Raw genomic sequence first — 26,977 nt, 5'->3', positions numbered from 1 at the left:
TGGGTAATGTTGCATCCCATTCTTTTGTAAATTGTGTTATTTTTATTATTAATTATATTTTTTTGTTTTAAATCATGTTTATAGTGGTTAGTTTATTAAAATTTAATTATGCTATTAATGGTTTTCGTATTCCAAAAGATAAACCCAAGTGTTTCTGCTAAACCAAAAAGGATTGGTTCGGACAATTCAATGCCAATTTGCTTGAACAAATTCCCAGCTGCTGTGGGCTTGCAATGTTGTTCTTAGAAATGTTTAAATTCCTTAATTATCATCTGTGCTCAGAATTTTTTATAAGATACTGTATAAATTAGACGTATTTTAGAGAAGATACTGTATTCAATTTACTTTATTTCCCTTTCTTGTAAATTGAATACTGTTCCTGCAGGGTCTTGAATCCAGTGCATGTTTTTTGGAAGTTCTTCAATTTCGTCACAAGTTTCTACACCATTCAATTCCAAATACGTTGTAGCTCTCTCTATGTTTGGTACCGTGAGCTGCAACCAAGTTTCTGAATGAGTATAATTATCTACACAGTCTAACCATATAATATTGTTGCCGAATTTTACTTTGTAAGTACGGGAAACTGTCGGATTATCTATTGGCTTTTCTTCAACTTCCAACTTCAAAATATCTCTGTAAAACGCCACTGTTTTGTCGTATTTGCTTTTAGGTATTTTTATTGCGATGTTAATTCCTGCTTCAAATTTTGGGTCCATATAGTAATTATTTTTTTCTTTTATAATGTAGCTGGGTTAATCCTTTGTCAAAAGTTTTTGCGCATACAAATTCAAGCAGTTGCTCAGGTCTTCCATTTTTAAATAGTCTAGTTCCGTTACCTAACAGTATTGGAATGACTGAAATAATAAATTCGTCAATTAAGTCATTTTTTAAAAGTTCATTAATAATTTCCGCTCCACCGTCACAGTAAATGTTTTTTTCTTTTTTTGATTTAAGTCGTTTAACTAATTCGGTTATGTTTCCTGTATAGAAAGTTGTTCTACCCACTTGCGGTTTTTCAGTTCTGGTTATTACGTAAACATCTCTTTCTCCATTGTCATAATGTGAAGCACCGATTTCTTTAACTACGTAATCATAAGTTTTTCTACCAATAATTAGTGTGTCAATTGTTGCCGCGAATTTCGCATATCCATAGTCTTCTCCTTCTTGTTCTACTAATTTTAAGAAGCTGAGATCGTCATTTGGTTTGGCAATGTAGCCATCTAGACTCATTGCAATAAAAACTGATATTTTTCGCATTTGTTTTAAATTTTAATGTTTTTTCAAAATTAAAAAAATGTATTCATTTTCACTTTGGAAAAAAACGACAAACTAAAGTTGTGATGGAGAAAGTCCAGTATGTTTTTTTATTTCATTTGCTAAGTGTGAATGGTCATAATAACCACATTCAAAGGAAATATCTAACAAACTTCTCTTTTTGTCTGAATGCTTTATAACTGATAAGGCATATTGGAATCGAACAATATTGGAATACTCTTTAGGTGAAAGACCTATATGAATTTTAAAATCTCTCTCTAATTGTCTTAACGATATGGAGTTTCTTTTGGCAACGTCATAAATTGCTAGTTGACCTTTTGAGATTGCGATATCTTGTAAAGCCGATTGCAACTGTATGTTATTGTTGTTAAGTCTGTCTATATAGAATTGATTAAAATAATTGGTTGGATTTCTAAGTATTTTATCAATATTAAATGAGTTTGATTTTTCAAGTTCAATTGTTTTATTGGTGAATTCTATTTGTGGTGCATATGAGTAAAAATTAGTTATAGATGCGGGTTTTAAACATACACCTATTAAATGTGTATTGTTATCTATAAAACTATCTTTAAAAGAATTCATTGCTCCAACCATATATGACTTACCGAACTCGATAGAAACTGTGCCGTTGTCCGTTAAACAAATATCTCCCAAGTTCATAACCAATCCTGCACAACCATCTGGAAAGTTACGTTCCCATTGTTTGTCGTATTCGTTCCCCTTCAGTTCCCAATAGGAATGAATAAAAGGTTCTAATTCTATATTAGGTTTTATATTTTTAAATTTCATTAGGATGATTTCTTTCTAAATCACGATCATCTCTTTGTTTTTGAAAAGATAGGAAAGAAAGGCGTCTGCAATGATTTATTTATTATAAAGGTTAATTTATATAACAAAGATGCAATGATATTTGTTTTAATCAAATGTGTGAAAATGACAACAAACGGGTGATTTACGACAAAATGTTATTTGCATTTGTCAAGCGAAAATTTAAAAAATGATGAATGGAAGCATCCTTGTTCCTAAAAATTCCACGATGTAAGTGCAGATCCGCAATGTTTGTCTTCAGTAGTAACTAATTTATGAGTGCATCCAATAAAAAAATGCTACCATGGATAAATGAATAAGATGAAAAAGGTGTAGAAGCTGCTTCTTTGTGTGTTGGTCTTTTTTGTTGGTTTCAACAGGTTTTCTTAATGTAAAAAAATGTTCAACAGATTGGGGTTTTTAAAATGAATTCCGAAAATTATTTCTGGAAGTAGAAGTGACCGACGGAAGTATCATTACTGAAGAAAATTGTCTTTCTTCAAGTGGTGGTACAAATTCATATTGGAATTTATTATTGTATATAGTCGAAAAACATCAATGAAGTTATGTACGATCTTGGTTATATAGATACTTAAATCATTTGGTCCATTTAAAAAAATAACAGCATTAACTTCGATTAAACATCGCAATGAATAACATAAGATAGTATTAGAATAACTTTTTAAATTATCGACTTTGTTTTATATGTGTATACTTGTAACTGGGAATATAGGGAATTAGAAGCAGATTCTATTTATGTCTGTGGGTAAAACTTATTTTTTGACTATCTATTCCATAAGTAAATGAGTTTTGGTTAAAATTTTGATCTCTATCCCGTGAAACAATTAAAAAAGAAAATAATTCACATTAAAGTATTACAGTTTTACCTATAAGATTTACCGATTCACACAACCTATTAACTAATCAAATTCCTGTATTGAGGATATTAGCATTACCATGAATTTTAAAAATTTATAAAGATGCTCTATTTTAATAAAATTACCGTAATAAGAAATCTTTTTATAGTATTGGTGTGTTGTGTGTTTTTATCCTGTGGCGGCATCCTTCAAAATAAAACTTTCCCCAGAAAAACTACAACATGGGTTACCGTTCACGGGAACAGTCATAATTCTGATTTCTTACCTGTGGAAGGTCCAAAAAACATTAGACTAAAATGGAGTAAAAAGCTGGATGGAGTTATAAATCTCGGCGCAACCAATGATTTGAATGGACGGGTTTATATAACAAGTACTTCAGAAGATTGTCATTTATATGCTTTGGATGCTTCCACCGGAGAAACCTTTTGGTGTACCGACATAGTAAATGAATATGCAGTAGCTTCCTCAGTATTAGTAGACCTAGAAGGACACCTATTTATTGCAGATGATAAGGCTATGCATGCCTTTAATGAAGCAGGTCATTTATTATGGAGAAGCCCTATTATAGGATTTCCGCTTTCAGCCCAATTTACCAAAGAAGGAAGCATTATATTCATCACCCATATAGGTGTTATTTATGTAATGGATCGAAAGAGCGGTAAAAATGTACTGAATCCTTATTTTATGAATCAAGATACAGTAATAAAATTTGAATCTGACCCCACAGCTTGTATGAGAGGAACAAAAGATTGTCCGAGTGCCAATACACTAGCGATACATCAACCTAGTGGAAAATTCTTCTTTACTTATTGGCGGCCTAATACACCTCAAGCATCTATAATAGCCATGCAATATTCTGAAAAACCAAACCCAACTCTTACACATCTTTGGGAGAATAACTCGCTTCCTGGAGGTAGCACTACCAGCCCGGTTATTTCTGCAGATGGTAAAAAAGTGTATGTTAATGATAATTATGGCAGTATACATGCTTTAAGTACGCATACTGGGGATAAAATTTGGGAATATAATTTAGGATATGAAACTGGAGGAAGTCAATCCACCTCTCCAGATGGCTATATTATGCCTGCAGGAGGAGGAAGGTCTCCACTTACTTCTATTAAAGATTTAGGAGAAAAACCAGAGTTGGTTTGGAGCGATGAGACTTTGAATAATCGTGGAGTAGCAACTCAGACCAAAGGTAATCTTTCTTATCCTACCGTTTCCTCTTCCACTCGAGGAAGGTTTTACAATGATTTATTGGTGGTTGATGTGCTAACGGGTACTGTGTTAGATAGAGAGCCCCTGCCGGTTAAAACATTTTTTACTGTTGGGACTACTGTGGACCAAGATGGTGTTATTTATGTAGCCAGTTTTAATGGATATCTATTTGCTTTTGAACATGAATGAAGTTAATATAAGAATAAACAGTAACATGCAAAACTTAACTATCATTTAAAGGTGTTTTACCCTTGTTTATTTCTGTTTCATATAAAAAGAAGTCAATTATAGGTAGTTTTAAAAGAAATTTGATAAAATCAATAATCTTAAATATTGAACATTTATGAAAGTAAAAACATTTAATTTAATTATTTATTTTTCATTGTCTATAATGGTGTTTATTGGTTGTGCATCAGGAGAGGATGCCACAACCAATACAGATTCAGGTCTAAGAAAATTTGAAAGTATTGAGGTAGATGGAAGAACCCGAAATTATATATTAAAGCTTCCAAAAACATTTGAAAAAACTGAAAGTATCCCTTTAGTAATTTTTTTGCATGGTTTTGGAGGCAAAGCCGCACAAGCAGAAAACGAGTATGGGATGAATGTAAAAGCTGATACTGAAGGTTTTGCCGTTGTGTATCCCGAAGGTGTTCCGAATGAAGGTTTGTTAGGGTTGCGATCATGGAACGCAGGAGATTGTTGCGATTACGCCCAAGAAAAAAATATAGATGATGTTGTCTTTATAGAAGAACTCATTGACTATTTGATGTTAAAATATCCTAAACTAAACAAGAACAAAGTGTATGCCACTGGTATATCAAATGGTGCTATGATGTGTTATCGTTTAGCGGCAGAACTAAGTGATAAAATAGCTGCCATTGCGCCTGTAAGTGGCCCCATGATGATGGATTTTAAGTTGGTTAAATCCATGCCTATTCTTCATATCCATTCATCTTTAGATACAAAGGTTCCTTTTGAAGGTGGGGTAGGCTTAGGTGGGTATACTTATAACTCTGTTGTATCCACTTTAGAGACATGGCAGATTCAAAATAATTGTAGTTTGGAAACGAAAGTGAGTCAATATGAGAATTATATTGTTAAACACTATCTGGGATGTTCAGATAGGAACGATATTTTTCTTTATTTAACTTCAGATGGAGGTCATTCATGGCCTGGAAGTATAAAAGCACGTATCAATGCTGATACTCCTTCAACAGCTTTTATAGCTAACGATGTGATTTGGGAATTTTTTAAAGCACATTAGAAGGCCCCATTGTTAATCCAATTTTTTAGTTGAGGTGCTTTGGCTTTACTAATAATAATTTGTTCCTTAGGTTTTGGGTATATGTTGAGTATAAGCTTTCCGTTAAAATACATTTTTAAGTTCTCAATAGTATTACGTTGTACTATAAATTGCCTATTGGCTCTAAAGAATTGTTCGGGGTTTATTTCTAGTTCTATTTCTTCCAATTTTTTGTCGAGCACAAAACTTTTATTATCCAAGGTAATTGCTTTTACAACACCTGCATCTATAGTAAAATAGGCTATCCCATTTATTTCTAAAGGAAGTAAAGTATCTCTTTGTTGAACCAGATAGGTACTTTTAAATGATTTTCTGTTTATTAATTTCAACAATTGCTGAAATTGATCATTAATGGGGTATTTTAATTTTAATGATTTATATTTATTGATTGCCTCTCTTAGCTCGTCTTCATCTATGGGTTTCAGTAGGTAATCGATACTATTTACTTTGAATGCTTTAATAGCATATTCATTATAAGCAGTGGTGAATATAATAGGAATATTTACTTCTGTTTTTTCAAATATTTCAAATGAGATGCCATCGGCTAAATGAATATCCACAAATACCAATTCTGCAAAAAATTCATTATTAAAATAGGAAACAGCATCTGCAACAGTTTCAAGAGTAGTTTCAATAGTTATAGATGGTTCAATATTATTTAAATGATATTTCAGGTTTTCTGATGCGGTATGTTCATCTTCAATAATTAACACTTTCATAATAAAGGTATTTTTACTGTAAAATAGTTTTTGTCATTTTGAATAATGATTTCCTTATTGGTTAACAGTTTGAACCTGGAGTTTAAATTGGTTAAGCCCATATGTGTGCTTTCAACAAAACCAGTGCGTTTTTGCAGCTTATTTTTAACAATTACAGCCTCTATGTCATTTAATACTTCGATAACTAAAGGTTTGTTTTTTGATATTTCATTATGCTTAACTGCGTTTTCTAATAAGAATTGCAAAGCAAGTGTTGGGATTTTACGTTGATAGCATTCCTTTTTTATAGAAATATTTACCTGGATATTATCTCTATAACGTTGTTTAATCAAAAATATATAACTTTCTAAAAACTTAAGTTCTTCTTTAATGGTAATAAGGTCTTGATTTTTACTTTGAAGCATGTATCGATATAAAAACGATAATTTATTAATGAATTTTATTGCTGCATTTTGATCTTCCCTTATTACCAAACTTAAAGAATTTAACGTGTTAAATAAAAAATGAGGATTTACTTGATTCTTTAAAGCAGCCAGTTCATTATGTAAACTCTGTTGTTTTAATTGTTCTTTTTCGAGAGCATCTTTTTTTGATTGATTGAAGAGCGTTATGGTTCTACTTATAACAAATAGCATAATCATTACAAAAATATAGATGAAGGTATTAAACTTGGGGCTTAGAGTTGAAGATGTGCCTGCATTAACTATAATATCAAATGTTTTAAATAATTTCATCCAGACTATTAAAACCAAAAATGAGATGCTACTTGAAATTAAAAAAGACCTTTTTTGAAATCTTTTTGGAATCCAATCTACATGAAGTTTGAGAATTAAAAAACTAAATCCAAAAACGGATAATATTCTAAATAAGGTATCATGTATGGAGATGTCTAAAAAAGTGGCTACAAACGATTCTTCTTTTCCTAAAAAGAATACAATTCGCGGTATATTAACCAATAGAGAAAGGCTAAAGGCAACCATTAATATAAATCTGTTATTTCTCATTATAAAAAAATAGGCTTGCTAAGCAAACCTATAAATTTTTATTTATTTATTTTTTCCTGTTCTCCATGATTTTTTCCTTCATTTCCTCTTGGATTTCTTTATAAGTTTTAAATTGATCTTTGGACAATAGGTTTTTCATTTCACTGTCCTTGGCATTTTGGATTGATTTGAATTCTTTATATTTCCCTAATTTTGACTTGGAACTATTTTTTAAAGCCTGCATTTGTGTTCTATAGCGTTGGGTAATTTCGGCAAATTGCGGTTCTTGATCTTCTGTTAGGTTTAATTTTTCATATCCTAAAAAATTTTCCATCATCGTATTTCGCTGTTTCTCTTTAAATTCTTGATGGATTTTATACTGCTCTTCTGAGAAGAGTTTCTTTAATTCAGCGTCTTTGTCTGATTGAATACGTTTAACTTCTTTAAGTTTTTCTAATTGAGACATTTGGCTGTTTTTAACAAGTAATAATTGTTCCTTATGAACTTTTGAGATTTGATTATAAGAGGTTTTTTGTTCTTCAGTTAAATTAAGTTTCTCAAAATACTGTTCTAACTCTACCTGTATATTTTCTTTTTGTTCTTTGGAAAGAGTATCGCCTTGTGCTATTAAATTATTTATTGAAATTAATATGATCGCTATACTTAGTATGTTTTTGAATGTTTTCATGATTTTTCTTTTTTATCTCTTGTTGTTAATTAACCTTTTAAATCGCCTACTACTTTAAACTGTTTTCCTTCGGGGGTTGTTATTACTTTGTAGAGTGTATTATTATATTCATAATAGTTTTTACCGTCAATTTCAATTTGTTCAGCTTCTTCGGGTAAATCAGGTACCGTCATGTTTTCAGGAGCTGCCACAATTTTGTAACCATTGGTAACCTGAATATAATAATTACCTTGAAAATAAAAATAGGGTTTGCCATAAACTATTATTTGTGTATTTCCAACTGGTAATACCCTTATTCTTAAACCTACAGGAGCTGCTACTAGCACGTATCTTCCATTATAATACCTATAGTATAATCCACCCACATAGTGATACCCTAAACCGTTATGTTTTACCACAACGGTAGTGTTGGGCAAAGTACTAACAGTTCTAACTGTAGGTACTGGACTTTTGTATATTACTCTGGGACTTGTAGTTCTAACAATGGTTTTATTAGGGGTTTTTACAATGATGCTTCTTTGGGGGTGAACCTCTTCCATTATAAAAAACAAAACGATAAGGTTAATTACAACTATCAATTTTTTAGTCTTCATTGCTTTATTTTTAAAACTGTAAAGCAAAATTAAAATGGTAGTACTGGTAAAGAATTGTTTTTCTTTGTGAAGTGTCTTAATTTGATTTTGAAACATCTATAAAAGTTTCTGAATACAAACCTCCTGATTTTATGTGCAAATTATGATACTACAGATGGTGTTTTTAATTGGAACCATAGTATGTTAAGTTTTTTTAATGTTTAGATTTTAATTTTCTGATACTATTTTTTAGAATTAGAATAAAACGGATGATTAAGTTTTTCTTCATTCTTCGAATCTCCCTTCTAAGTTGTGCGTTTTCAATTTTTGCAGACTGTAATTGATTTATAAGGAATGCATTTTGATTTTGATTTGTAACCAAGTCATCAAAGTTGTCATATATATAATTTAATCGATTTTTTATAATGGTACCAATAGTATAGAAAGACAATTTTTCTTTAACAAAAAGTTTAGCATTTAAGGCTTTGGCAGTCCGTAAATCAGCATTATTGTAAACACTTTTTAGTTTTTCAACGGCCATATAAAGTAATGGATTAGCCCATAATGTTTTAGAACAAAAGTTACTATCTGAATTTTCAATGTAACTTAGTTTATAATCTATGAGGAAACTATTATTATCATTCATGAATTCCGTATTGCCCGAATAATTCGTTGCTACAGCTGGTTTACCTAAATACATGGCTTCGGCTAATGTTAATCCAAATCCTTCTGAATGATGCATGGATACATAAGCGTCACATGAATTAATCAAATGGTTCACACTGTTTTTATCGAGTTCCCTATCATAAATTTTTATGTTTTTGGAATTACATTGTTCTAAACGTTGTTTTTGTTTCTTGTGATGTTTCCCACCAGCTGTTTTGATGACTAATTCGACGGGGTCATTATCATCAAAAGCCGTTTTAAAAGCCTCAATTAAGAAAAAGGGATTTTTCCTTTCCATAGAACTGTGATAGCTAAATATGAATAGAAAGCTAAATTTATTGTCATCAAAAAAATGGCTTGTATTTTGATTTGGAAGCGGATTAAGATGTACTTCAACAGGATGAGGCACTATAATTATAGGGCTGTTATATGTTTTCTGGAATATTTTTTTGCAATACTTGGAGGGGGTCCAAATTTCATTAAAAAGGTTTAAGTTTTCAACTAATTCGGGAGCTATATACTCTGATTCCCATACTAAGAAAAGAATGGAGTATTTATTTTTAAATATATTGGGATCAATAATAGCAATAAAAGATTCAAGATCCTTTAGGGATAATTGAACTAAATTAATAGCATAATTGAATGAATACTGATAATTGAAATTTTGTTTTACTTTTTCATAATTTATTAAATTAAGAGGGATATCAAGTTTTTTAGCCGCATTTATATTTAATCTAACGGCTTCTCCTAGGCCAAACATGCCATCGGTATATCCAACGATATTAAGTCCTTGTATATAAGTTTTCATTTATTTTATTTATGTAAGTTGTGATACTTCTAGTGATTGAAGTGATACTAAATTATGGTAGGTTCCGTTCATTTTTAATAGTTCCTCATGAGTACCTTGTTCGATAATGGAGCCATTTTTCATAACTACTATAAGATCTGCATTTTGAATGGTTGAGAGCCTATGGGCTATAACTATCGAGGTGCGATTTTCCATCATGTTTTCAAGGGCATTTTGAACCAGTTTTTCAGATTCTGTATCTAAGGAGGAGGTTGCTTCATCCAGAATCATGATTGGGGGGTTTTTCATGACCGCTCTGGCTATAGCAATGCGTTGACGTTGACCACCAGAGAGCAGACTCCCCCCATCACCGACATTGTTTTGATACTTTTTTGGAAAATCAGAAATAAAATTATGGGCATTGGCTATTTTGGCTGCTGCTGTAATTTTTTCTTCGTCCATCTCTTCAATACCCAAGGATATGTTATTAGCGATGGTATCATTAAACAAAATGGAATCTTGTGCTACAATGCCCATTTGCTCTCTTAAAGATTTTGTAGTTACATCTTTAATATTAATACCATCAAAAGTGATACTGCCTTCATTTACATCGTAAAAACGCGTGATTAAATTTGCTATGGTAGACTTGCCACTTCCCGATTCTCCAACTAGGGCCACTATTTTTCCTTTGGGAACTGTAAGATTAAAGTTTTTAAGAACATAGTCTTCTTTGTATTTAAAAGACACATTATTAAATTTTATTTCGTGCTTAAATTCAGTGATAACCTTAGCATTTGGTTTATCTTTTAATGGATTTTTGGCATCCAAAATAAAAGCAACCCTTTCATAAGCGGCATTGCCTCCTTGTAAAGCATGATGCGCTTTTGTGATGGCTTTTGCAGGTGTTAGAATTTGATAAGCCAATCCCATATATGCCATAAAAGCACCACCACTAAGCGATTGATCAATTAGCACCAAAGAACCTCCATAAACAAGTAATATGGAAATTACTAAAATTCCTAAAAACTCACTGGCTGGTGCCGATAAGCTCATAACCTTCCCAATGGAATTATTTAAATCGTTTATGTTTTTTGTGAAATCATTGAACTTTTTAGAAAAATAGCTTTCTGCCGTGAAGTTTTTTATGATTTTTATGCCACCCAATGTCTCTTCAATATTAGACAGTAAATGACCTTCTAATGCAAAAATATCACCCGATTGACTTTTGATACCTTTGCTAAGTTTTGAAATTAAAAATCCAGAAATAGGAATAAAAAAGAATACAAAAACTGTTAATTTCCAACTTATAGCAATCATGGCAATTAACGTAAAAAGAATGGTTAAGGGTTCTCTAATCATCATCAAAATACTCATGAACGATACTTTAATGGTGTTGATATCTGAAGTCATTCTTGCTATGAGGTCACCCTTTCTTTCATTAGAAAAAAAGCCCACATTTAAGCTTATTACTTTATTGTAAACATCTTGTCTTAAGTCTTTTAAAATACCATTGTTTAAATAGGTCATATATAATATGGATAGATAACTAAACAAGTTTTTAAGTAAAAAGGTACTTAAGACAAAGCCCACAATAGTTATTAACGTGATTAAAGGCCCCTTGGTAGTATTCATAGTAGTAATAAAATAATTGAGATAGTTTTCAATGTAGTTTAAGTCAAAATCTTTGAAACTATGGAACTCAGGTTTTTTCTTTAATTTTTTGCCTTCATCGAATAGTACTTTTATCATTGGTAAAAGAGAAAGCATGGATAATGAGGAAAAAAGTGCATACAGGATGTTGAATAGGATGCTTAGCATTTGTTGCTTTTTGTAAGGAATAAGGTATTTAAGAAACCTTTTAAAGTTTTTCATTTAGTGGATACTAATTAAATATAATGAGGTATTATTTTTCTAAAATGCTTTTATAAACATGTATATAATCTTTGGCTGCTTTTTCCCAAGTAAATTGTTGTGATCTATTTATATAAGCAGATTTGAACACCGCTTTATTGCCTTCAAAAGTGGACATTCCAGCTTCAAAAACATTTGCCATATCTTCTGCATCGAAATTATCCCAATAAAAGGAGTGTGTACCACCTATTTCTGGTAAGGATGTTTTGTTAGAAAGGAATACAGGCTTGCCAAAAGTCATGGCTTCTAGAACAGGAAGTCCAAAACCTTCTCGTAAAGAAGGAAAAGCAAAAGCAAGACAATTTTTGTAGTAATAGATTTTATCTGATTCGGCAATATTACCCAATAAAACAACTCTATTCTCTAACTTATAATGTTGTATTTTTTCTTTTAGAAGCTCTGCATAGGCCGTCTTTAATCCGCCAGCTATAACCAAAACGATATCATTTAAAAACCTTAACATTTCTATCAATGTGTGAAAATTTTTTTTTTCAACCATTTGTCCAATTGAAAAAATAAAAGGTTTACTTGGAACGTGTCTTGCGTGATTGACTTCTATATTTTTCGCTGAATTATTGTTGAAATTATTTCCATTATATATCACATATTCTGGAATAGCTGGAATATGAAAGTGAGTATGGGTATTTTGTTTAGCAAATTCAGAAACATACACTACAGCTGAACTTCTTTTGATTTTACTTTTGAGTTGATTGATCCTAAAATCTAAACGCTTTCCAGATTCTTCTTCTAAAAAGTTTACGTCATGAATGGTTAATAAATAAGGTGTATTTTTTGAAGCTGGTTCTATTTTTGTATTTTGATTAACTGAATGCCACAAACTAAAATTTTTCCTCATTCTAAAAAGAGGATATCTTGTTATTGGCATATATTTATTAAAAGAAATATGGTCTTTTAGCTCTTCTTTTACGCTGTTATTATTACAATTAAGAATTATTTCATGTTCGCTTAGAAATTCAGTTTCTTTACTTAAAGCTTTTGCCAAATTAAAATTGAATTGCCCAAAACCACTATGTAGGTTTTTTATATTATGTGTTTCTAAAAAAATATTTTTAGAAGGATATGATTTTTTCATAAATACGATGTGTGGACTTTTAAATAAACTAATTATTAGGGTTGTTTTTTAAATGATTCGAAGGTGGTTTTTAAAATATTGAGAGGATAATTACAATAGTGTATAGATGAAAAAACAAAGAAAAGGTTGCTTTAATACATGTTGAATTTTTTTTAAAATAATAGGTTAAACACTTTCACAAAAGATATTGCTTTTAGTTGTTTGAATAGGTTTATAATTAGCGGTGTCTTTTTTTATAAGAACATTAGCGTTTAGAAAATGATTAATCTTTTTTTTAAAAAGTGAGGGTTTGAATTTACTATATAGGTCTAGAGTATCTTTTTTTAATTTTTTTATAGATTTATTATGAATATCTACAGGCTGATAATCATTTAAGTGCACTGTTGCATGATAGTTAATATATTTAAAAGTTTCCCAAGTTGCTTGCTCGATCCAGGGAGAGAATATACTAAAGGTTGGTACATGGAGTGCTTTTGCCATATTAACAGCTCCTCCTTCATTACCTATAAGTGCGCTACAATGGTATAAGACGCCTAAGAAATTCCGCAATAGGGGGGTATAAACATCAAATTTAATTTTTTCTTTTGATGCGGGTGAACAACTATGGTAAAGCACCTTTGCCTGTTTTAATTGCGATGGCATATAATTGAATAACAAAGTAAATTCTCCCAGACCTGCAATATGATCAATTATTTCAGCCATATACGACAATGGGTATGTTTTTTGCGTGCTACTTCCAAAAATATTGATCATAAGAATTGGATTAGAAAAATTTACATTGTTATTTTCTAAAAACAATCTGGCCTTTAAAATTTCATTATTTGTTAAATATATTTTTGGAGGGTTTACACCTTTTTTTACATTACCAATAAGGGGTTGAAGTAATTTTAATCTATTTTCAACCGCTAGACCTAAATTAGAATCTTCAGCTTTTCTATATTTAAAAGTTTTGGTATATATAGCCCTAGAGTACCATTTATCTATTGAAATTTTAATATTAGATCTAGAGAACAAACTAACTAAAATACTCTCTAATTTGCCATAAGCATCTATAACAACATCATATTTATCTTGACTTATTCCTTTCAAAAACCTATAAAAGAGCCATTTGCTATTCCGTAAATCTTCAGTAAAAAAAATGATGCTATCGATATATGGATTATTAGTAACAACCGCTTCCGTATTTAAGTTTATTAAATAATGGATATTAGCAGTTGGAATATTTTTTTTGATCTGTTCGCAAAGCATCGTGCTTAAAAGAACATCACCAATCATTTTTTGTTGAATAATGAGGATTTTCATAATTGAAGATATATCAGAGCTTATATGTCATTTTTTGTAAAGCCTTATTTAATAATTTTATTATGGATGGTTTTCTTAAAATTTTAGAATGTTTTTAGTACTTACTAGAATTTCAGAGCTATAGCATGTAGATGCAAAAAAAATATAGGTTGCTTTAAACAAATGTTAAATGTAACTTCCTAACACACTTTTTTTTTATCATAAAACCCATGATTTTCGAGGAGATAAAAACCATGGGCCTAGGTGAAGTTAAAAATTGCTATTAACCTTCTCGTGTGGAGTAGTAGGTCTTAAAAGGCTACTACTATTAGCTTTATGGTTACATCTCATTTTTATTTTATTATTTAATTTTCGGTATTTGGGATAAGAACAGATTCTATACAATGGATGATACCATTTCTAGTTTTAATATCAAATATTAAAATTTTAATACTTTCATTTCCAGAGCCGTCTTTAATGGTAATTTTATCATTTAGTTTAGTAAATACTAGATTGTCACCTTCTAAACTTTTAGCAGATTGTAAACCATCTGTTAATGTTTTTTTGGATATGGCTTTGGTTGTAATGATATGATGTTTTAAGATAGGGGAGAGTGTACTCTCATCGATATCCTCAATTTTATCCCAATTGTCGTTTGTTTCCAAGAATGTTTCTATGGCTTCATTATTTGGTGCGAATACTGTAAAAGGGGCATCAGAAGCATCATCTGTTTCCAAACTTTTTAAACTGGTTATAAAATCTGTATTTGGTGTAGCTGTTGTTAAACCTTTGTAGAGACTTGAAAATTGTGTGTCAAGTTCTAAAAAAGTTGCTATTGTAGGTGTATTTATCACGTTATTAACCAAATGGATTATACCATTGCTTGCTTCAACATCTAGAACTTCATCATCCAGTTTTGTTGTTCTGTTAATGCTTATTTCATCAACATCTACTTCAATAAAAAGAGAATATCCTGCACTAGATTCTACATATTCCTTATCCATATCTAATAAATCATCCATACTAATTTCTTTGGTAGGTATAATATGATTTAAAATTATTTTCTTCAATTCGCTTTTAGGAATATCATCTATTTCATCATAATCATTTTCTTCTAAGAAATCTTCAAAGGCATCATCGTCTGGAGCAAATACCGTATATTTTTTAGTTCCATGCAAATCATCCAAAAAATGAACACGATCAAGAGCTTTAGTAAATAGTTTTACTTTGCTGCCATTAGATAAAAGTCTTGCAATGGTATTTGTATGTATTGGTGGATCATTATCATTTTCACAAGATGTTGCCAATGTGAAAAAAGTAATTAATAGAATTAATGACTTAATTAAAATTAATGGTGTTTTTGAATTTTTCATTTTTCTTAATTTTTCTTTTTCATAGATTTTTTGAGCTTAATTGGCTGATTTTATTAAAAAGTAATAACAACATTACAATCATCTACACAGTCAATATTAACTAAACTACATGCGTCTCTAACCGTAAAGTTTGTACGGTCAATCATATCTTTTTTAAGAGTTTTAAATGCTTCTTCCAGTTTTATTACCAATGCATCTATTTCCATATCGGAATCTTCATTACAGTTATCAGCTAAGGCTTTCACATAAATTGTACTTTGCATGGGGTTGGAAAAGAAAACGACTCCGTCCCAGATGATTTCGTATTTAATTTCACAATTTTTTGGTTTTAAAATTTCTATAGTTAAAATATTTCCCTCACGTTTTACCTTAGAAATTTTAGTTTCAACTTGACAAAAATTATCTTGCCCTCTTTTTAAGTCGGTATCCTTATACTTTTCAGCATTTGCAAAAAAGGTATAAGGTCCTTCAGTTACTTCATAATTATCTTTTAATTGAAGTTTATCTTCTCCTGAATCTTTTGAGCTATCACAATTAAAAAGAATAATACTTAATGCTAGGGTAGGTAAGAAAGCTACCCATTTAATACTAAAATAATTTTTTTTGAATTTCATGATTTTGATTTTTAAAGGTTTATATCTATACGTTAGATGTTTATTGAACGCTACATTTGAACTGGTTTATTTTGAAAAAAATAGTTTTAAAGTTAATCCCGCCGAATGTATTTTGTAGCCTTCACTGGTTAAAGTACTTAATGGGTATTTATAAAAAGGTTGAACTTCATAGCGTAAATTATTAGACATGCGTGCTCTATACCCAATGGATAGATTGATGGTTCCTAAGGGTGAAAACCAGACATTCTCATTTTTTGAAGATTCTTTTGTTGTGGCAGATTCGGTTGTGGTATAGGTTTCAACAACGCCATCAGTAAATTGAAAAACTTCTACTTCTCTAAAAATAGTTGAGGAACGTTGTGTATTTTCTTTAAATGTTAAGTAGGACGATATACCTGCCTGTAAATAAATTTTATTATTGGATAGATTGTATGCAAAGTTTACAGGAATATCGATGCTACGTAAACTGGTTTCATTGAGGTTTGTCGTTTCTTTTGCGTTTGAATATACACCCACCGTTGTTCTTTCATTAGTAACATGTAATGTGTTGTAAATTGTTCCTGTATTAAAAGAAACATGTGAATTATTAATAGGTATATTAATTTCTAAACCAGCACCAAAATTTGAGGAAGCTATAGATTGTGTGTTATCTAAACTTGATCCGTAACTTGGTGATACCAGTAAACCTATTTGTATGTTGTTACTTGACTCTTCATGTTTTTCATTGTTATGGATAGTTTCAATGAAAATTTCTAAATTGTTAGCCAACAAGTCTTGGTAATTTGCAATCGGCAACGGAATCTTTAAATGGGCATTGGGTTGTGTTTTAAATGCTTTTATGGGTTTTTTTATAAAAGCAATTGCCTTTATATTATTATTTAAATTTTCTTTTTTATTAATAAGATGTGTTTGTTCTTTTGAACTCGTTGTTGCTATATTCGTTTTTTTAATTTCTTTATTGAATAGTTTATACTTTGTACTTGCATTTTTCAACAGAGAATCATCAGATTCTTCAAATTCATTGTTGGTAATAGAGTAATTGTTGTTTGTTTTTTTTGGATGATTCAGTTCTAACTTATTCTTTAAATCATTTTTTTCAATATGTATGGTGTCATTCGGATTGCTTTTAACTGTTTTTGTTTTCTCATTATTAAACAGTTTTTTATTTATTTTTTCTTTTGAATGGTTGTTGTAAGGCGCTTTTAACTCTTCTTCAGTAATTATGTTTTTATCGTTTTGATAGTCTGGAGTTTTTTTCAAAAAGGAAAAACCAATAGCTAGTATTATGATTACTGAAGCAGCAGACCCTCTAAAATACCAATAAAGTAAGCGTCGTTTTTTCTCTTTCTTTTTTACCAAAAAGTTTTCCCAAGCACCCTCTTGGTATGCTTCTTCATGGTTTTGAAGTTGTTCTTTTATTTTTAGAACTATTTTTTTATTAATAGGCTCGTTCATATCAAATTAATTACAATATTTTACAACTAGTTCTCTCAACCTTTCCTTAGCACGTGTTAGGTAGGTTCTAGATGAGCTTTCAGCGATGTTTATAAATGCCGCTATTTCTTTATGGCTATACCCTTCAATTTCATAAAGATTGAATACCACTCTTAATATATCGGGTAGGTTAGCAATAAGTTTATGAATATCATTTATAGCTAATTGATCTATCGCTTCTATGGAAGGGATCTCATTTGAATATTCATAAAGATCTAAATGATGTGTAAACCTTTTATTTTTTCTTAAATGATCAATAGCTGTGTTTATTGTTATTTTTCTTAACCATCCTTTGAATGGTTGGGTTGTATCAAATGATTTTATAGAATCGAATACTTTCATAAATGTATCATCTACAATTTCTTGCGCTATTTCACGATTTAAACTATATGATAAACTTAGGGACATAACATATCCATAATATTTTTTATAAAGAAGTTCTTGGTTTCTCTCTATTTTTTTTACACAACCTAAGATTATTTCTGTTTCTTCCTTATTATCCGTATTCAAACTTGTTTAATGTTTATGGTTTGGTTAAAAAACAATCTTTTTAATCTATACGTAATGAAAATTAAAAACGCTACACTTATTTATATAGATGCCAAAATGAAGAAAAGGTATATGGGATTTAGTAAAAAAATAGTTTGATTTGTTATTTGAAGTATTGGTGTCACAAAGGACTAGAGGAGTATTAAATCTTAGTCTTTGTCTTTAGGCTGTTGTTAGTTTTTTTTTTTTGAAGGTTCGTCTAAAAGAGGTTCTATATAAAAACCCATTTCACCAGTTAGTTTAATAATTAAGATATTATCAATTTTACTATTAGAGGACTCTACTCTTAGTATGTTATCACAATCCTCAAGGTCGAAATTAATTTTATAATTTGGTAGGTTTTGTTGAAGCTTGTTGAGGACATTTTTTGCTTGCTTCTGTGTAGTGATATTGGTTTTAAAAACTTCGACCATTTTGTAAATAGCAATAAAGGTTGGTACAATTAAAAACCGGTTGTTATAAAAAAGAGATCGTCTTTTAACAACCTCTTTTTTATAATATTTCTTAAACTTGATTAAGTATAAAATTTATTTATCTGGTAATCCCCATTTTTTAACTAATTCGGCATTTAAACCACCTTCTTTGGCATTGGGTTTACCAACACCTGTTTCTATTAAATCTTTTAAACTTCCTTGGATATAACTAGTCCATGCATCATTACACACTCCATAACATTCATATTCAGGGATGAGCCCTTCGTGGGTAAAAACCACTTTTGTTTGATTATTCTCTTCAACTATTTCGAATATTAGTTTAGTATTAACCCATTCCGTTTTGTCTTTCACAAAGTTGAATTCATTTTCAGTTACTAAATACACTAGTTTTTTATTGTTTACTTCTTCGATAAGTTTAATCTTACATAGGTGTGCATCTTTATAATGGTAGAAAAAGGTTTCGCCGAGCATTCCGGTTTCTCCTTGAATTTCTTCCGACCACCAAGCTCTAAAGTTTTTAATCGCGTTAAACGCAGTTTGCGCATCTTTTTTTACAACAATAGTTGAAGTGTAGTCCTGATTTTCCATATTATAGGGGTTTTTAGTTATAGAATTAATTATTATTGCTATAAATAGCATGTTAAAGTTTATAAGAGTATTCATTTTGATTTTAGATTATCATTCCAGCTGTTAAATTCAAAGTTGTTCCAGATATCGAAGTACTTTCATCAGATGCGGCAAATACGGCACCGTATGACAGTTCTTTTAAGGTAGTTAATTGATTTCTATGTGTTCCCGACTCCATTGAAGCATGAAACTCTTCAAATGCCATTCCGTGTGCTTTTCCATGAATTTCCCAGACTTCATCAATTAATGGGGTCTCTGGAATACCAGTTGTTAACAAGCATACTGATCTCACATTGTGTTGTCCGTTTTCAGTAGAAATTGATTTACACAATCCTTCTAGTGCTGACCAAGCAGGTACCATTCCTCCAACAAATGGCGGGCTTATTCGACTCGCATTTGGTACGTGCATAAGAATAACCCCGTTGTTGTTCTTAATCATATGTATCAAAGCAGCCTTGGTTGTAATAAAGTGCGATCGTAAATAAACAGAGACTGGTTTCAAAAAGTTATCTGGTGAAATATCGGTTAATGGCTTCCCCTGTATTCCAATTTGGGATATTCCTATTGTGTTGAACGAAATATCAATTTTTCCCTTTTCCTTGATTATTTCATTTAAATGTGTTTCAACAGACTTTTCATCAAGTGCATCTACTAGCTTTGTATTAATGTGCACGCCTTTTGAAGTAGCCTTTTCATGAATTTGCTGTAGTTTTGCTTCTGTTCGACCTGCTAGATACACAGCAGCCCCATGTAATGCAAATGTCAGGGCAATTTCACTTCCTATTGCCCCATTACCATAAATAACTGCGACTTTGTCTCTCAATCTATTTGATTTATCCATATTAACTAATTTTTTTTAGTGTTCCCTCCAACTTTTCTAGGTATTGATTCCACGCGCTTGAACATTGATCATAACATTCAATCTGCGGTGCTAAACCTTCATGTGTAAATTGAACCTTTGTCTCAGCATCAGAATTCTGCTGAATATCAAAAATTAGTTTAGTATTATTCCATTCATCAGTTTCATTTAAAAATGAAAGATTACTTTCTGTTACCAACCAAACAATTTTTTTATCGGGTATTAATTCAACTAATTTTTGCTTGGTAATGTGCATGCCTCCACCTGCGTGGAAAGAAAACTCATCTCCAATTTTTTGACTAGTTCCAGTTATGGTTTCTTCATAAAATCCAATCCACCATTTAGTAACATCCAATAATAAATTAAAAACTTCATTTGAGGACTTAGGAGTTGAGAAGCTATAAGTATAATGTTTCATTTTTTCTATTTGTTTTTTAGTTAGATACAAATGTAAATACTGATACACACTTATAAAGTGTGGTATTTAGACATAGTAAAGGGTTGATTTAGACATTCCTTATAATTATCTTTGTTTGAAGTTTAAATTATCATGAAACATTTAAGTATTCTTATACCAGACGACCAAACCAATATGAGCACCGTTGCTTGTATAGTTGGCAGTTTACAGGTATTTGCGGCAGCTAATGCTTATTTTGAAAAAATGGGCAAAAACCCTATGTTTAAAATTAATTTGGTAAGTGTAAGCAAAGAAAAATTTTTGGATGATGGATTTTTGACCATAAAATCTAATACAGCTATTACGGAATGTACAGAAAATGACCTCATTATAGTTCCTGCAACATTGATTCGTAGTTATAAAATGGCTACACCCAATAACCAAATATTAATTGATTGGATAAAAAAGCAGTATAAAGAAGGTGCTGAAATAGCTAGTATGTGTATAGGTAGTTTTATGTTGGCGTCTACTGGTTTGCTATCAGGTAAAATATGCTCAACCCATTGGGCCAAGGAAGAAGAATTTAAAAACTTGTTTCCGGACGTTGACATCCAAACGGATAAATTGATTACAGATGAAAACGGAATTTATACCAATGGTGGGGCTTACTCATTTTTACATTTATTAATGTATTTGGTACAAAAATTTTATGATAGAGAAACGGCCATCCACTGTGCTAAATACTTTCAGGTAGATATAAACCGAAGTCAACAATCTGAATTTTTGATTTTTAGTGGACATAAAAATCATAATGATGAGATTATTCTTGAAGCGCAACTTTATATGGAAAATAATTATCAGGATAAAATTTCCATTGAAAATTTGTCTGAAAAATTCGGGTTGAGCAGAAGAAATTTTGACCGCAGATTTATTAAGGCAACAGATTTACGACCTTTTGATTATTTGCAAAGGCTAAAAGTAGAAGCAGCTAAAAAAGCATTTGAAAATTCCCGAAAATCTGTTAGTGAGGTGATGTATGATGTTGGTTATAATGACACTAAAGCATTCAGGGAGGTTTTTGTACGCATCACTGGTACTACACCAATTGCTTATAAGGCAAAATATAATGCAGAAGCTTAAGTTTTGTAAATGAGATTGTCTCTATTGCTCAACACATCCTTTACTTATAAATATGCATTTTCGCAGGGATTTGATTAATGGTAATAAATCAATAATCAGTAAAACTTTGTAGTTTTTTAAAGTAAAATAAATTCACTCATTTTTTAGGATAATACTTATTTATCAACTACAGAAAGTTCATCTAGTAAAGGTTCCATATAAAAACCAACAGCACTAACCAATTCAATAACAAGATTATTATCGATTGCGCCTTTAGGGTTTTCCACCCGAACGATATTATCACAATCTTCAGGGTCGAAATTGATTTTATAATCTGGAAAAGCTTTTTTTAGCTTTCCAATGACTTGTTTTGCTTGCTTTTGCTTGGTGATATTGGTTTTAAATACTTCTATCATTTTAGAATTAGGTAATTAAGAGATTTATTCATTTGTTGCTGTTATCCACCATGTATTTCCAAAAGGGTCTTTAACCCCACAGGTTCTTCCATAATCTTGATTATTTAATGGCATTACAATTTCAGCACCCGCATCCTGTGCTTTTTTAAAAGTTATATCGGCATCTTCTACGTAAATAAATAGGTTGGCGGTTTGTGGTTTCCATTCATCGGTCGCATCACAATACATAATAGTATTACCGTTTATTTGAATTTCGGAATGCATGATTGTTTTCTCGTCATCACGTAGTTTCCTTAAAGTTTCTTCAGCATTAAATACTGTTCTTGTAAATGCATAAAATTCATTAGCCTTATTTAGCATGAGATATGGCATTACTGCTTGGTGTTCGTTAGGTAATTTCATGTGTTTATATTTTTAAAGTTCTACCAATACAATATTATTAAGCAGGTTGTTATTAAAATTGTATGGTTGCGACATTATTTAGTTTCTCTCCATGCTGTTCCTTCTCCTTTGTTTAAAAAGTACTCTTTGGGTGTGTAGCCCGAAAACGTTTTGAATTCTCTAATAAAATGGGATTGATCTGCATACCCCGCATCTAATCCAATTTGAGTCAATGTTTTTTTACTTCCTAAATCCTGAAGTACATTTTGAAAACGCATAATACGAGAAAACACTTTTGGACTAAAACCCGAAAACCGTTTAAAGTTACGCTCAAATTGCCGTCTGGATAAAAAATTGCGTTCTGACAAAATATCTATATTAGTTGTCCCTTTTCTTTGAATAATATAATTGATAGTTTCAAAAACTCCTGGTGGCGCTGTGTGTGATTTTAAAAGTTGCTGTTCTAAAAATATGGACAGTATTTCTACACGTTCACTGGTGTTTTTAGCCAACATGATTCTTTCTTCTAAACCATTTTCATTTTTACCCAGTAATGTTTTTAAATCGAGCATTTGGTTGGTAACTTCCAATGCTGGTATGGAAAATAGTTTTGGTATTGCATAGGGAAATAAATACACACCAAATATTCCAAAGTCTTGGTTAATGGAAAACCGTTTAACTTTATTGGATTGTGCATCCAGTCCAGATGTGAATGATTTAAAGGTTTTATTGTCTGAAAGCAGCTCATCAAAAATACCGTTATAATGGAATACCAATTCAGCCGAACCATCTGCCATGGAGCGATGGATGTAGGGATGCTTTTTTGAAGCATCTCCTTCGAGTTCCCAAAAAAAGCGGACATATTTTGATATAGAAGATGGAGGTGGTATGGTAAGGTATTTCATTAGAATACTTTGTTATTTTTTTACTTATTATTTATCGCATTTAAGATTTGTTTTTTAGTTTATATTCCCATTTTTATGCTTTGAGTATCTATTTATCCCTTTTGTAAAATTTTCACAAAAGGTGTTACCTGCATCAAATTTTCAATTATATCCACATGGGCTTTTTACAATTCTATCATTAGTAGATGTTTAAAATTAATTTAGGTTGCGTGATTAATAGTACTATTTGTGTGTGTAATTGTTTTTTTTTTTGACATGGAATTCAGTGTGATAATTTGATTCCAAAAAATCCTTCAATGCCGTATTGATAATGTAATTCCAACCATTAACAAAATTCTCTTTTGCAAAATCGGGATTGTTTACAGGGAAAGTTGCCAGTCCTTCGTGTGTTAATTTTACTTTGGTTTTATTGGTGCTTTCTTCAGAAAGTTCAAAAGTAACTGTTGAGTAACCTTCAAAGCCCTCATAAGTCCAACTATGTTTTAATTTTTTTAGAGGCTCAATTTCTAGAATTTTACATTTATGAAGATAGGTTTCTCCTTTTAATCCTTGTCCGTAGAATTGAAATTCAAAATCTATTTCCGGTTTAAATGCACTTAGCTCAAAGTACCATTGCTTCATAAATTCTTTTTCGGTTATGGCTTTCCAAACGAGTGGGAGAGGGGCATTGAAAACACGCTCTACTATTACATTATTGTTTTTCATTATAATATAGATTTAAAGTTTAATATAGTTAAGTAATACTGTTCCACTTTTTAGTGTTTTACATGCTATTAATTTCAAGTGTAATGAGGCTAAAATACCATTGAAAATACTCGTGCCCTGTCCTATAGCGATGGGATCTAGCATGATTTCGTAGGTGTCTATCAAACCCACATTGGTTAATTGGGTTATAAGCGAACCGCTTCCTAAAATGGTGATGTTATGCTTTGATGTTTTCTTCAATTCTTTTATCTCATCAATCAGATTTCCATTCATTACTGATGTGTTATTCCAATTTACTTTTTCTAATGAAGCTGAAACAACTATTTTTTTAGAATGGTCCATGCCCTTTGCTACCTCAGGAAAATTATCATAAGCCATTTGCGATGTCCAAAAACTTTCCATCATTTGATACGTATGCCTTCCAAGAAGCAAAATGTTTTCAGATTTTAAGTTTTCTTCTGAGTATTTAGTTTCTTCTTTTCCGTGTTGGTGCCAACTGATGTCGTTGTCCGCATTTTTATAGAATCCATTTAAGGTTATAAACGTAAAAGCTTTTAGTGTAGCCATATCTCTTTGTTTTAAGGTCTAATTTTCTTTGATAACATAAGAATACATTTTTGTAATGGTTTTACTCCCAGACTTTTGAACTGATAAATATCACAAAAATTATAGATGCTATCTTTTATTTTCATGCTTCCATTTACGGCAGCTTCTACTCCATGGGTGATAATGGTAAATATATTCATTTCGTCTGCCACATAGTTTTTCATTTCAAGTATCGCTTTTTCAAAATGTTTTTTTCCTTCAATTTTTTTATCCCCGTAAATAGTCCATTGAATGTTCTCATCTACATGGTTTAATAAAAAATCGGTATCGGCTGAAGCAAAAGCAATATTAAAATCTTTTAAAAATTCTTTTTTGGGAGCATTGTTGCAATCTGCTTGGATATTTATTTTAGTCATGCCTATTTCTTTAAAGTTGCTAAAAGTTCATCTAATGCATGGTGCGAATCGACCACACCATGTTCCATCCCTGAATTAACATGGCCATCTCTACTGGCTACGGATTTATAAATAGCTTGAACTGTTAATTTACTTCTGTTATTTGGCAATGCTTCAAAAGTGGCAAACTCTAAAGAAACTTCACCTTTCATGGGCAACCCTTCAAACTCAAACGTTCGGACGATTCTTTCGGGTGGACATACTTCGTGAATGGTACCATTAAAGGCATATTCATTTCCAGCTTCATCAGTATGGATAAACCGCCATGCTCCGTGTGATTTATTTTCATATGTATCAATTGACATTTTTAAGGTACAGGGACTCAACCATTGTGTAATCAATTCACGTTCGGTAAACGCTTTGTAGACTAATTCTCGAGGTGCATCAAACTCTCTAATTATAAAAAGTTCTTGTTTATTGGGCTCGGCAGATATTATAGTTTTGTTTGACATAATTTGATTTGTTATTTATCGTTTAGTCCTTTACATTCAATAATTTGTGGAATGCATTTTTCAATTCTAGAAATTCGGGTTTTAGATTGCTTCGCTTGTGAGAAGTAGAGTAAATACCCTCTTTGTCTCCCAGAGGTTAAAGCTTCAAAGGCTTTTTTTACTTCAGAATTGTTCTCTAGTACGGTTTGAAATTCTTCAGGCATATTAAATTCTTTGGTTTTTTTGAAAGGAACTTCCATACCCGATTTTTCTATTTCAATAGCTTCAAAAATATAAGTTTTAATGGTTGATTCTAAAGCTATGATTTGTTGTAAATTAGTAAATCGAATTTGACGAGCTGCTTGTACGTTTTTTGTTTGTTGAATTAAAAGACCGTTAGTGTCTTGTAATAAAACGCCTTTATGAAATAGGAGTGCGCAATACTCTTTAAACCCATGAATCAACACAACGTTCTTTCCTTGATAAGTATAACAAGGATGCATCCATTTATAATTTTCGGTTAAATTACAATCCAGAACAATTTCCCTCAACAGTTTCATTTCTGTTTGCCATTTCTTGGCTTTATCTAAAAAGGCATCTACTTTTGAATTCATGCTTAATTATCTTTTATTTTTTGAAATTAATTTTCTATTCTCTGGTCTAAAATACCAAGAAGTCATTGTTAAAACGATTAATAAAAGAGGGCCAAAAAGTGCCACCACATCATCACCAAGAACTATATGCGAGTAGATGGCTCCGGACATTGCAAAAAAGAAACCTGCATAGGCCCATTCTTTTAACAAAGGCATTTTAGGAATTAAAATAGCTATGACACCTAAAATTTTCCAAACTCCTAAAAGGCTTAAAAAATAAATAGGGTATCCTAAATGTTCCATCATGTTTACTTCTTCTTCCATCTTAATTAATTGTACAATTCCTGTGGATGTCATTCCTAAGGCTAACCAAAGGGTTGCAATCCAATAAATGATTTTGTTTCTTTTATTCATTGTTGATTATTTTAAATGATTTAAGACTTCTTGTAATTTGTTATGAGCCATATTAAGACCAAATTCAAAAGGTAATTTCAACATGTTATCTCTGTCTGCTACCGATTTATATAGCAGTTGCATGGTTAATTTGCTTTTTGTTTTACCTCGTTTTTCAAATTCAAAAAATTCTAGTTGAGTAGGAAAAGAAGTGTTTTCCATTTTAAAAGTTCTAATAATTCTTTTATTTGGAAGTATTTCATGAAAGGTGCCATGAAAACCATGTTTATTCCCATGAGGGTCGGTGGTTTCGTAATGATAACTTCCGTGTTTTTTGTTTTCTAGTTTTATCACATTGGTACCCATCCATTGTGCTACCAATTTTGGTTCTACGTGAGCTTTAAAAAGGAATTCAACAGGGCTATCAAATTCTCTTTCAATAAAAACCTCTTGTTTGTTGGGTTCTACTTTTATGATGGTTTTGTTTGCCATGATTTCTTTT

At 31.1% G+C, this 26,977-nt stretch carries 31 protein-coding genes and 1 pseudogene; 3 read left to right on the top strand and 29 right to left on the bottom strand.

Annotated elements, in window-relative coordinates; genetic code table 11:
* Window positions 1-95: 95 nt before the first annotated feature.
* The 4 genes and pseudogenes from QLS71_RS00365 to QLS71_RS00350 form a co-directional block, all read right to left on the bottom strand.
* Window positions 96-224, bottom strand: a pseudogene (locus tag QLS71_RS00365) (BtrH N-terminal domain-containing protein); the annotation flags it as partial.
* Between the two features lie 117 nt (window positions 225-341).
* Window positions 342-716 (bottom strand): hypothetical protein, encoded by a 375-nt coding sequence (locus QLS71_RS00360; RefSeq protein ID WP_308992447.1) that lies wholly within the window; start codon window positions 714-716, stop codon window positions 342-344.
* A 7-nt stretch (window positions 717-723) separates the two neighbouring features.
* A complete protein-coding gene (locus QLS71_RS00355) occupies window positions 724-1,257 on the bottom strand; it encodes a dihydrofolate reductase family protein (RefSeq protein ID WP_308992448.1) in 534 nt (177 codons plus the stop codon).
* A 72-nt stretch (window positions 1,258-1,329) separates the two neighbouring features.
* Window positions 1,330-2,064, bottom strand: a complete 735-nt coding sequence (locus tag QLS71_RS00350) for a helix-turn-helix transcriptional regulator (RefSeq protein ID WP_308992449.1) — start codon at window positions 2,062-2,064, stop codon at window positions 1,330-1,332.
* A gap of 998 nt (window positions 2,065-3,062) precedes the next feature.
* On the opposite strand from QLS71_RS00350, the gene QLS71_RS00345 reads away from it, so the two are divergent.
* Together QLS71_RS00345 and QLS71_RS00340 are read left to right on the top strand one after the other, a co-directional pair.
* Window positions 3,063-4,367 (top strand): PQQ-binding-like beta-propeller repeat protein, encoded by a 1,305-nt coding sequence (locus QLS71_RS00345; protein WP_308992450.1) that lies wholly within the window; start codon window positions 3,063-3,065, stop codon window positions 4,365-4,367.
* 154 nt (window positions 4,368-4,521) lie between these two features.
* Window positions 4,522-5,445 carry a PHB depolymerase family esterase gene (locus QLS71_RS00340; protein ID WP_308992451.1) on the top strand — a complete coding sequence of 308 codons (924 nt, stop codon included), beginning with the start codon at window positions 4,522-4,524 and terminating at the stop codon, window positions 5,443-5,445.
* Here QLS71_RS00340 and QLS71_RS00335 read toward each other — a convergent pair.
* The 15 genes from QLS71_RS00335 to QLS71_RS00265 form a co-directional block, all read right to left on the bottom strand.
* Window positions 5,442-6,203 carry a LytTR family DNA-binding domain-containing protein gene (locus QLS71_RS00335; RefSeq protein ID WP_308992452.1) on the bottom strand — a complete coding sequence of 254 codons (762 nt, stop codon included), beginning with the start codon at window positions 6,201-6,203 and terminating at the stop codon, window positions 5,442-5,444. The two genes, QLS71_RS00340 and QLS71_RS00335, sit on opposite strands and share 4 nt — an antisense overlap.
* Window positions 6,200-7,207, bottom strand: a complete 1,008-nt coding sequence (locus QLS71_RS00330) for a histidine kinase (protein WP_308992453.1) — start codon at window positions 7,205-7,207, stop codon at window positions 6,200-6,202. Before QLS71_RS00330 ends, QLS71_RS00335 begins: the two co-directional genes overlap by 4 nt.
* A gap of 46 nt (window positions 7,208-7,253) precedes the next feature.
* On the bottom strand, window positions 7,254-7,874 hold the full coding sequence (locus tag QLS71_RS00325) for a hypothetical protein (protein ID WP_308992454.1): 621 nt from the start codon (window positions 7,872-7,874) through the stop codon (window positions 7,254-7,256).
* Between the two features lie 29 nt (window positions 7,875-7,903).
* Window positions 7,904-8,467 (bottom strand): DUF6515 family protein, encoded by a 564-nt coding sequence (locus QLS71_RS00320; RefSeq protein ID WP_308992455.1) that lies wholly within the window; start codon window positions 8,465-8,467, stop codon window positions 7,904-7,906.
* Between the two features lie 193 nt (window positions 8,468-8,660).
* Window positions 8,661-9,920 (bottom strand): glycosyltransferase family 4 protein, encoded by a 1,260-nt coding sequence (locus tag QLS71_RS00315; protein WP_308992456.1) that lies wholly within the window; start codon window positions 9,918-9,920, stop codon window positions 8,661-8,663.
* A gap of 9 nt (window positions 9,921-9,929) precedes the next feature.
* Window positions 9,930-11,771 (bottom strand): ABC transporter ATP-binding protein, encoded by a 1,842-nt coding sequence (locus tag QLS71_RS00310; protein ID WP_308992457.1) that lies wholly within the window; start codon window positions 11,769-11,771, stop codon window positions 9,930-9,932.
* Window positions 11,772-11,802: 31 nt separating this feature from the next.
* Entirely contained in the window at window positions 11,803-12,903 is a 1,101-nt protein-coding gene (locus tag QLS71_RS00305) for a glycosyltransferase family 1 protein (RefSeq protein WP_308992458.1), read from the bottom strand.
* Window positions 12,904-13,068: 165 nt separating this feature from the next.
* Window positions 13,069-14,205 carry a glycosyltransferase family 9 protein gene (locus QLS71_RS00300; RefSeq protein WP_308992459.1) on the bottom strand — a complete coding sequence of 379 codons (1,137 nt, stop codon included), beginning with the start codon at window positions 14,203-14,205 and terminating at the stop codon, window positions 13,069-13,071.
* A 344-nt stretch (window positions 14,206-14,549) separates the two neighbouring features.
* Window positions 14,550-15,557: a fasciclin domain-containing protein gene (locus QLS71_RS00295; protein ID WP_308992460.1), complete on the bottom strand. Its 1,008-nt coding sequence runs from the start codon at window positions 15,555-15,557 to the stop codon at window positions 14,550-14,552.
* Between the two features lie 53 nt (window positions 15,558-15,610).
* Window positions 15,611-16,171 carry a hypothetical protein gene (locus tag QLS71_RS00290; protein ID WP_308992461.1) on the bottom strand — a complete coding sequence of 187 codons (561 nt, stop codon included), beginning with the start codon at window positions 16,169-16,171 and terminating at the stop codon, window positions 15,611-15,613.
* Between the two features lie 66 nt (window positions 16,172-16,237).
* A complete protein-coding gene (locus QLS71_RS00285; protein WP_308992462.1) occupies window positions 16,238-17,626 on the bottom strand; it encodes an outer membrane beta-barrel protein in 1,389 nt (462 codons plus the stop codon).
* 6 nt (window positions 17,627-17,632) lie between these two features.
* A complete protein-coding gene (locus QLS71_RS00280; RefSeq protein ID WP_308992463.1) occupies window positions 17,633-18,175 on the bottom strand; it encodes an RNA polymerase sigma factor in 543 nt (180 codons plus the stop codon).
* A 566-nt stretch (window positions 18,176-18,741) separates the two neighbouring features.
* Window positions 18,742-19,236, bottom strand: coding sequence for an SRPBCC domain-containing protein (locus QLS71_RS00275; protein WP_348636578.1), 495 nt, complete (start codon window positions 19,234-19,236; stop codon window positions 18,742-18,744).
* An 82-nt stretch (window positions 19,237-19,318) separates the two neighbouring features.
* Window positions 19,319-20,098 (bottom strand): SDR family oxidoreductase, encoded by a 780-nt coding sequence (locus QLS71_RS00270; protein ID WP_348636577.1) that lies wholly within the window; start codon window positions 20,096-20,098, stop codon window positions 19,319-19,321.
* A 19-nt stretch (window positions 20,099-20,117) separates the two neighbouring features.
* Window positions 20,118-20,552 carry an SRPBCC domain-containing protein gene (locus QLS71_RS00265; protein WP_308992466.1) on the bottom strand — a complete coding sequence of 145 codons (435 nt, stop codon included), beginning with the start codon at window positions 20,550-20,552 and terminating at the stop codon, window positions 20,118-20,120.
* A gap of 132 nt (window positions 20,553-20,684) precedes the next feature.
* Here QLS71_RS00265 and QLS71_RS00260 point away from each other — a divergent pair, with 132 nt between their 5' ends.
* A complete protein-coding gene (locus tag QLS71_RS00260) occupies window positions 20,685-21,671 on the top strand; it encodes a helix-turn-helix domain-containing protein (protein ID WP_308992467.1) in 987 nt (328 codons plus the stop codon).
* A 155-nt stretch (window positions 21,672-21,826) separates the two neighbouring features.
* On the opposite strand, the gene QLS71_RS00255 is transcribed toward QLS71_RS00260, so the two are convergent.
* From QLS71_RS00255 to QLS71_RS00210, 10 genes are all read right to left on the bottom strand, one after another.
* Window positions 21,827-22,066 carry a hypothetical protein gene (locus tag QLS71_RS00255; RefSeq protein ID WP_308992468.1) on the bottom strand — a complete coding sequence of 80 codons (240 nt, stop codon included), beginning with the start codon at window positions 22,064-22,066 and terminating at the stop codon, window positions 21,827-21,829.
* Between the two features lie 24 nt (window positions 22,067-22,090).
* The gene (locus QLS71_RS00250) at window positions 22,091-22,468 is read right to left on the bottom strand and encodes a VOC family protein (protein WP_308992469.1); all 378 of its coding nucleotides are present in this window, start codon (window positions 22,466-22,468) and stop codon (window positions 22,091-22,093) included.
* A gap of 74 nt (window positions 22,469-22,542) precedes the next feature.
* Window positions 22,543-23,352 (bottom strand): helix-turn-helix domain-containing protein, encoded by an 810-nt coding sequence (locus tag QLS71_RS00245; protein WP_308992470.1) that lies wholly within the window; start codon window positions 23,350-23,352, stop codon window positions 22,543-22,545.
* Between the two features lie 222 nt (window positions 23,353-23,574).
* Window positions 23,575-24,057, bottom strand: a complete 483-nt coding sequence (locus QLS71_RS00240) for an SRPBCC domain-containing protein (RefSeq protein ID WP_308992471.1) — start codon at window positions 24,055-24,057, stop codon at window positions 23,575-23,577.
* A 12-nt stretch (window positions 24,058-24,069) separates the two neighbouring features.
* A complete protein-coding gene (locus QLS71_RS00235; RefSeq protein WP_308992472.1) occupies window positions 24,070-24,624 on the bottom strand; it encodes a dihydrofolate reductase family protein in 555 nt (184 codons plus the stop codon).
* Between the two features lie 11 nt (window positions 24,625-24,635).
* Window positions 24,636-25,019, bottom strand: coding sequence for a nuclear transport factor 2 family protein (locus QLS71_RS00230; RefSeq protein WP_308992473.1), 384 nt, complete (start codon window positions 25,017-25,019; stop codon window positions 24,636-24,638).
* A 2-nt stretch (window positions 25,020-25,021) separates the two neighbouring features.
* The gene (locus QLS71_RS00225) at window positions 25,022-25,510 is read right to left on the bottom strand and encodes an SRPBCC family protein (RefSeq protein WP_308992474.1); all 489 of its coding nucleotides are present in this window, start codon (window positions 25,508-25,510) and stop codon (window positions 25,022-25,024) included.
* A gap of 11 nt (window positions 25,511-25,521) precedes the next feature.
* Window positions 25,522-26,103 carry a YdeI family protein gene (locus QLS71_RS00220; protein ID WP_308992475.1) on the bottom strand — a complete coding sequence of 194 codons (582 nt, stop codon included), beginning with the start codon at window positions 26,101-26,103 and terminating at the stop codon, window positions 25,522-25,524.
* Window positions 26,104-26,109: 6 nt separating this feature from the next.
* Window positions 26,110-26,496: a DoxX family protein gene (locus tag QLS71_RS00215; protein WP_308992476.1), complete on the bottom strand. Its 387-nt coding sequence runs from the start codon at window positions 26,494-26,496 to the stop codon at window positions 26,110-26,112.
* Between the two features lie 6 nt (window positions 26,497-26,502).
* Entirely contained in the window at window positions 26,503-26,967 is a 465-nt protein-coding gene (locus QLS71_RS00210; RefSeq protein ID WP_308992477.1) for an SRPBCC domain-containing protein, read from the bottom strand.
* Between the last annotated feature and the right edge of the window lie 10 nt (window positions 26,968-26,977).

It is taken from the genome of Mariniflexile litorale, assembly GCF_031128465.2.
GTDB lineage: Bacteria > Bacteroidota > Bacteroidia > Flavobacteriales > Flavobacteriaceae > Mariniflexile > Mariniflexile litorale.
This window is presented reverse-complemented; position numbering and strand designations above follow the sequence as displayed.

Bases quoted from the DNA above. Each gene is read 5' to 3' on its own strand.
- QLS71_RS00275 (WP_348636578.1), bottom strand. From the start codon at position 19,236: ATGGAAAATCAGGACTACACTTCAACTATTGTTGTAAAAAAAGATGCG.
- QLS71_RS00210 (WP_308992477.1), bottom strand. From the start codon at position 26,967: ATGGCAAACAAAACCATCATAAAAGTAGAACCCAACAAACAAGAGGTT.
- QLS71_RS00360 (WP_308992447.1), bottom strand. From the start codon at position 716: ATGGACCCAAAATTTGAAGCAGGAATTAACATCGCAATAAAAATACCT.
- QLS71_RS00350 (WP_308992449.1), bottom strand. From the start codon at position 2,064: ATGAAATTTAAAAATATAAAACCTAATATAGAATTAGAACCTTTTATT.
- QLS71_RS00315 (WP_308992456.1), bottom strand. From the start codon at position 9,920: ATGAAAACTTATATACAAGGACTTAATATCGTTGGATATACCGATGGC.
- QLS71_RS00235 (WP_308992472.1), bottom strand. From the start codon at position 24,624: ATGGCTACACTAAAAGCTTTTACGTTTATAACCTTAAATGGATTCTAT.
- QLS71_RS00325 (WP_308992454.1), bottom strand. From the start codon at position 7,874: ATGAAAACATTCAAAAACATACTAAGTATAGCGATCATATTAATTTCA.
- QLS71_RS00305 (WP_308992458.1), bottom strand. From the start codon at position 12,903: ATGAAAAAATCATATCCTTCTAAAAATATTTTTTTAGAAACACATAAT.
- QLS71_RS00300 (WP_308992459.1), bottom strand. From the start codon at position 14,205: ATGAAAATCCTCATTATTCAACAAAAAATGATTGGTGATGTTCTTTTA.
- QLS71_RS00225 (WP_308992474.1), bottom strand. From the start codon at position 25,510: ATGTCAAACAAAACTATAATATCTGCCGAGCCCAATAAACAAGAACTT.
- QLS71_RS00290 (WP_308992461.1), bottom strand. From the start codon at position 16,171: ATGAAATTCAAAAAAAATTATTTTAGTATTAAATGGGTAGCTTTCTTA.
- QLS71_RS00260 (WP_308992467.1), top strand. From the start codon at position 20,685: ATGAAACATTTAAGTATTCTTATACCAGACGACCAAACCAATATGAGC.
- QLS71_RS00285 (WP_308992462.1), bottom strand. From the start codon at position 17,626: ATGAACGAGCCTATTAATAAAAAAATAGTTCTAAAAATAAAAGAACAA.
- QLS71_RS00330 (WP_308992453.1), bottom strand. From the start codon at position 7,207: ATGAGAAATAACAGATTTATATTAATGGTTGCCTTTAGCCTTTCTCTA.
- QLS71_RS00345 (WP_308992450.1), top strand. From the start codon at position 3,063: ATGCTCTATTTTAATAAAATTACCGTAATAAGAAATCTTTTTATAGTA.
- QLS71_RS00220 (WP_308992475.1), bottom strand. From the start codon at position 26,103: ATGAATTCAAAAGTAGATGCCTTTTTAGATAAAGCCAAGAAATGGCAA.
- QLS71_RS00265 (WP_308992466.1), bottom strand. From the start codon at position 20,552: ATGAAACATTATACTTATAGCTTCTCAACTCCTAAGTCCTCAAATGAA.
- QLS71_RS00320 (WP_308992455.1), bottom strand. From the start codon at position 8,467: ATGAAGACTAAAAAATTGATAGTTGTAATTAACCTTATCGTTTTGTTT.
- QLS71_RS00335 (WP_308992452.1), bottom strand. From the start codon at position 6,203: ATGAAAGTGTTAATTATTGAAGATGAACATACCGCATCAGAAAACCTG.
- QLS71_RS00295 (WP_308992460.1), bottom strand. From the start codon at position 15,557: ATGAAAAATTCAAAAACACCATTAATTTTAATTAAGTCATTAATTCTA.
- QLS71_RS00310 (WP_308992457.1), bottom strand. From the start codon at position 11,771: ATGAAAAACTTTAAAAGGTTTCTTAAATACCTTATTCCTTACAAAAAG.
- QLS71_RS00250 (WP_308992469.1), bottom strand. From the start codon at position 22,468: ATGAAATTACCTAACGAACACCAAGCAGTAATGCCATATCTCATGCTA.
- QLS71_RS00340 (WP_308992451.1), top strand. From the start codon at position 4,522: ATGAAAGTAAAAACATTTAATTTAATTATTTATTTTTCATTGTCTATA.
- QLS71_RS00240 (WP_308992471.1), bottom strand. From the start codon at position 24,057: ATGAAAAACAATAATGTAATAGTAGAGCGTGTTTTCAATGCCCCTCTC.
- QLS71_RS00255 (WP_308992468.1), bottom strand. From the start codon at position 22,066: ATGATAGAAGTATTTAAAACCAATATCACCAAGCAAAAGCAAGCAAAA.
- QLS71_RS00230 (WP_308992473.1), bottom strand. From the start codon at position 25,019: ATGACTAAAATAAATATCCAAGCAGATTGCAACAATGCTCCCAAAAAA.
- QLS71_RS00215 (WP_308992476.1), bottom strand. From the start codon at position 26,496: ATGAATAAAAGAAACAAAATCATTTATTGGATTGCAACCCTTTGGTTA.
- QLS71_RS00355 (WP_308992448.1), bottom strand. From the start codon at position 1,257: ATGCGAAAAATATCAGTTTTTATTGCAATGAGTCTAGATGGCTACATT.
- QLS71_RS00245 (WP_308992470.1), bottom strand. From the start codon at position 23,352: ATGAAATACCTTACCATACCACCTCCATCTTCTATATCAAAATATGTC.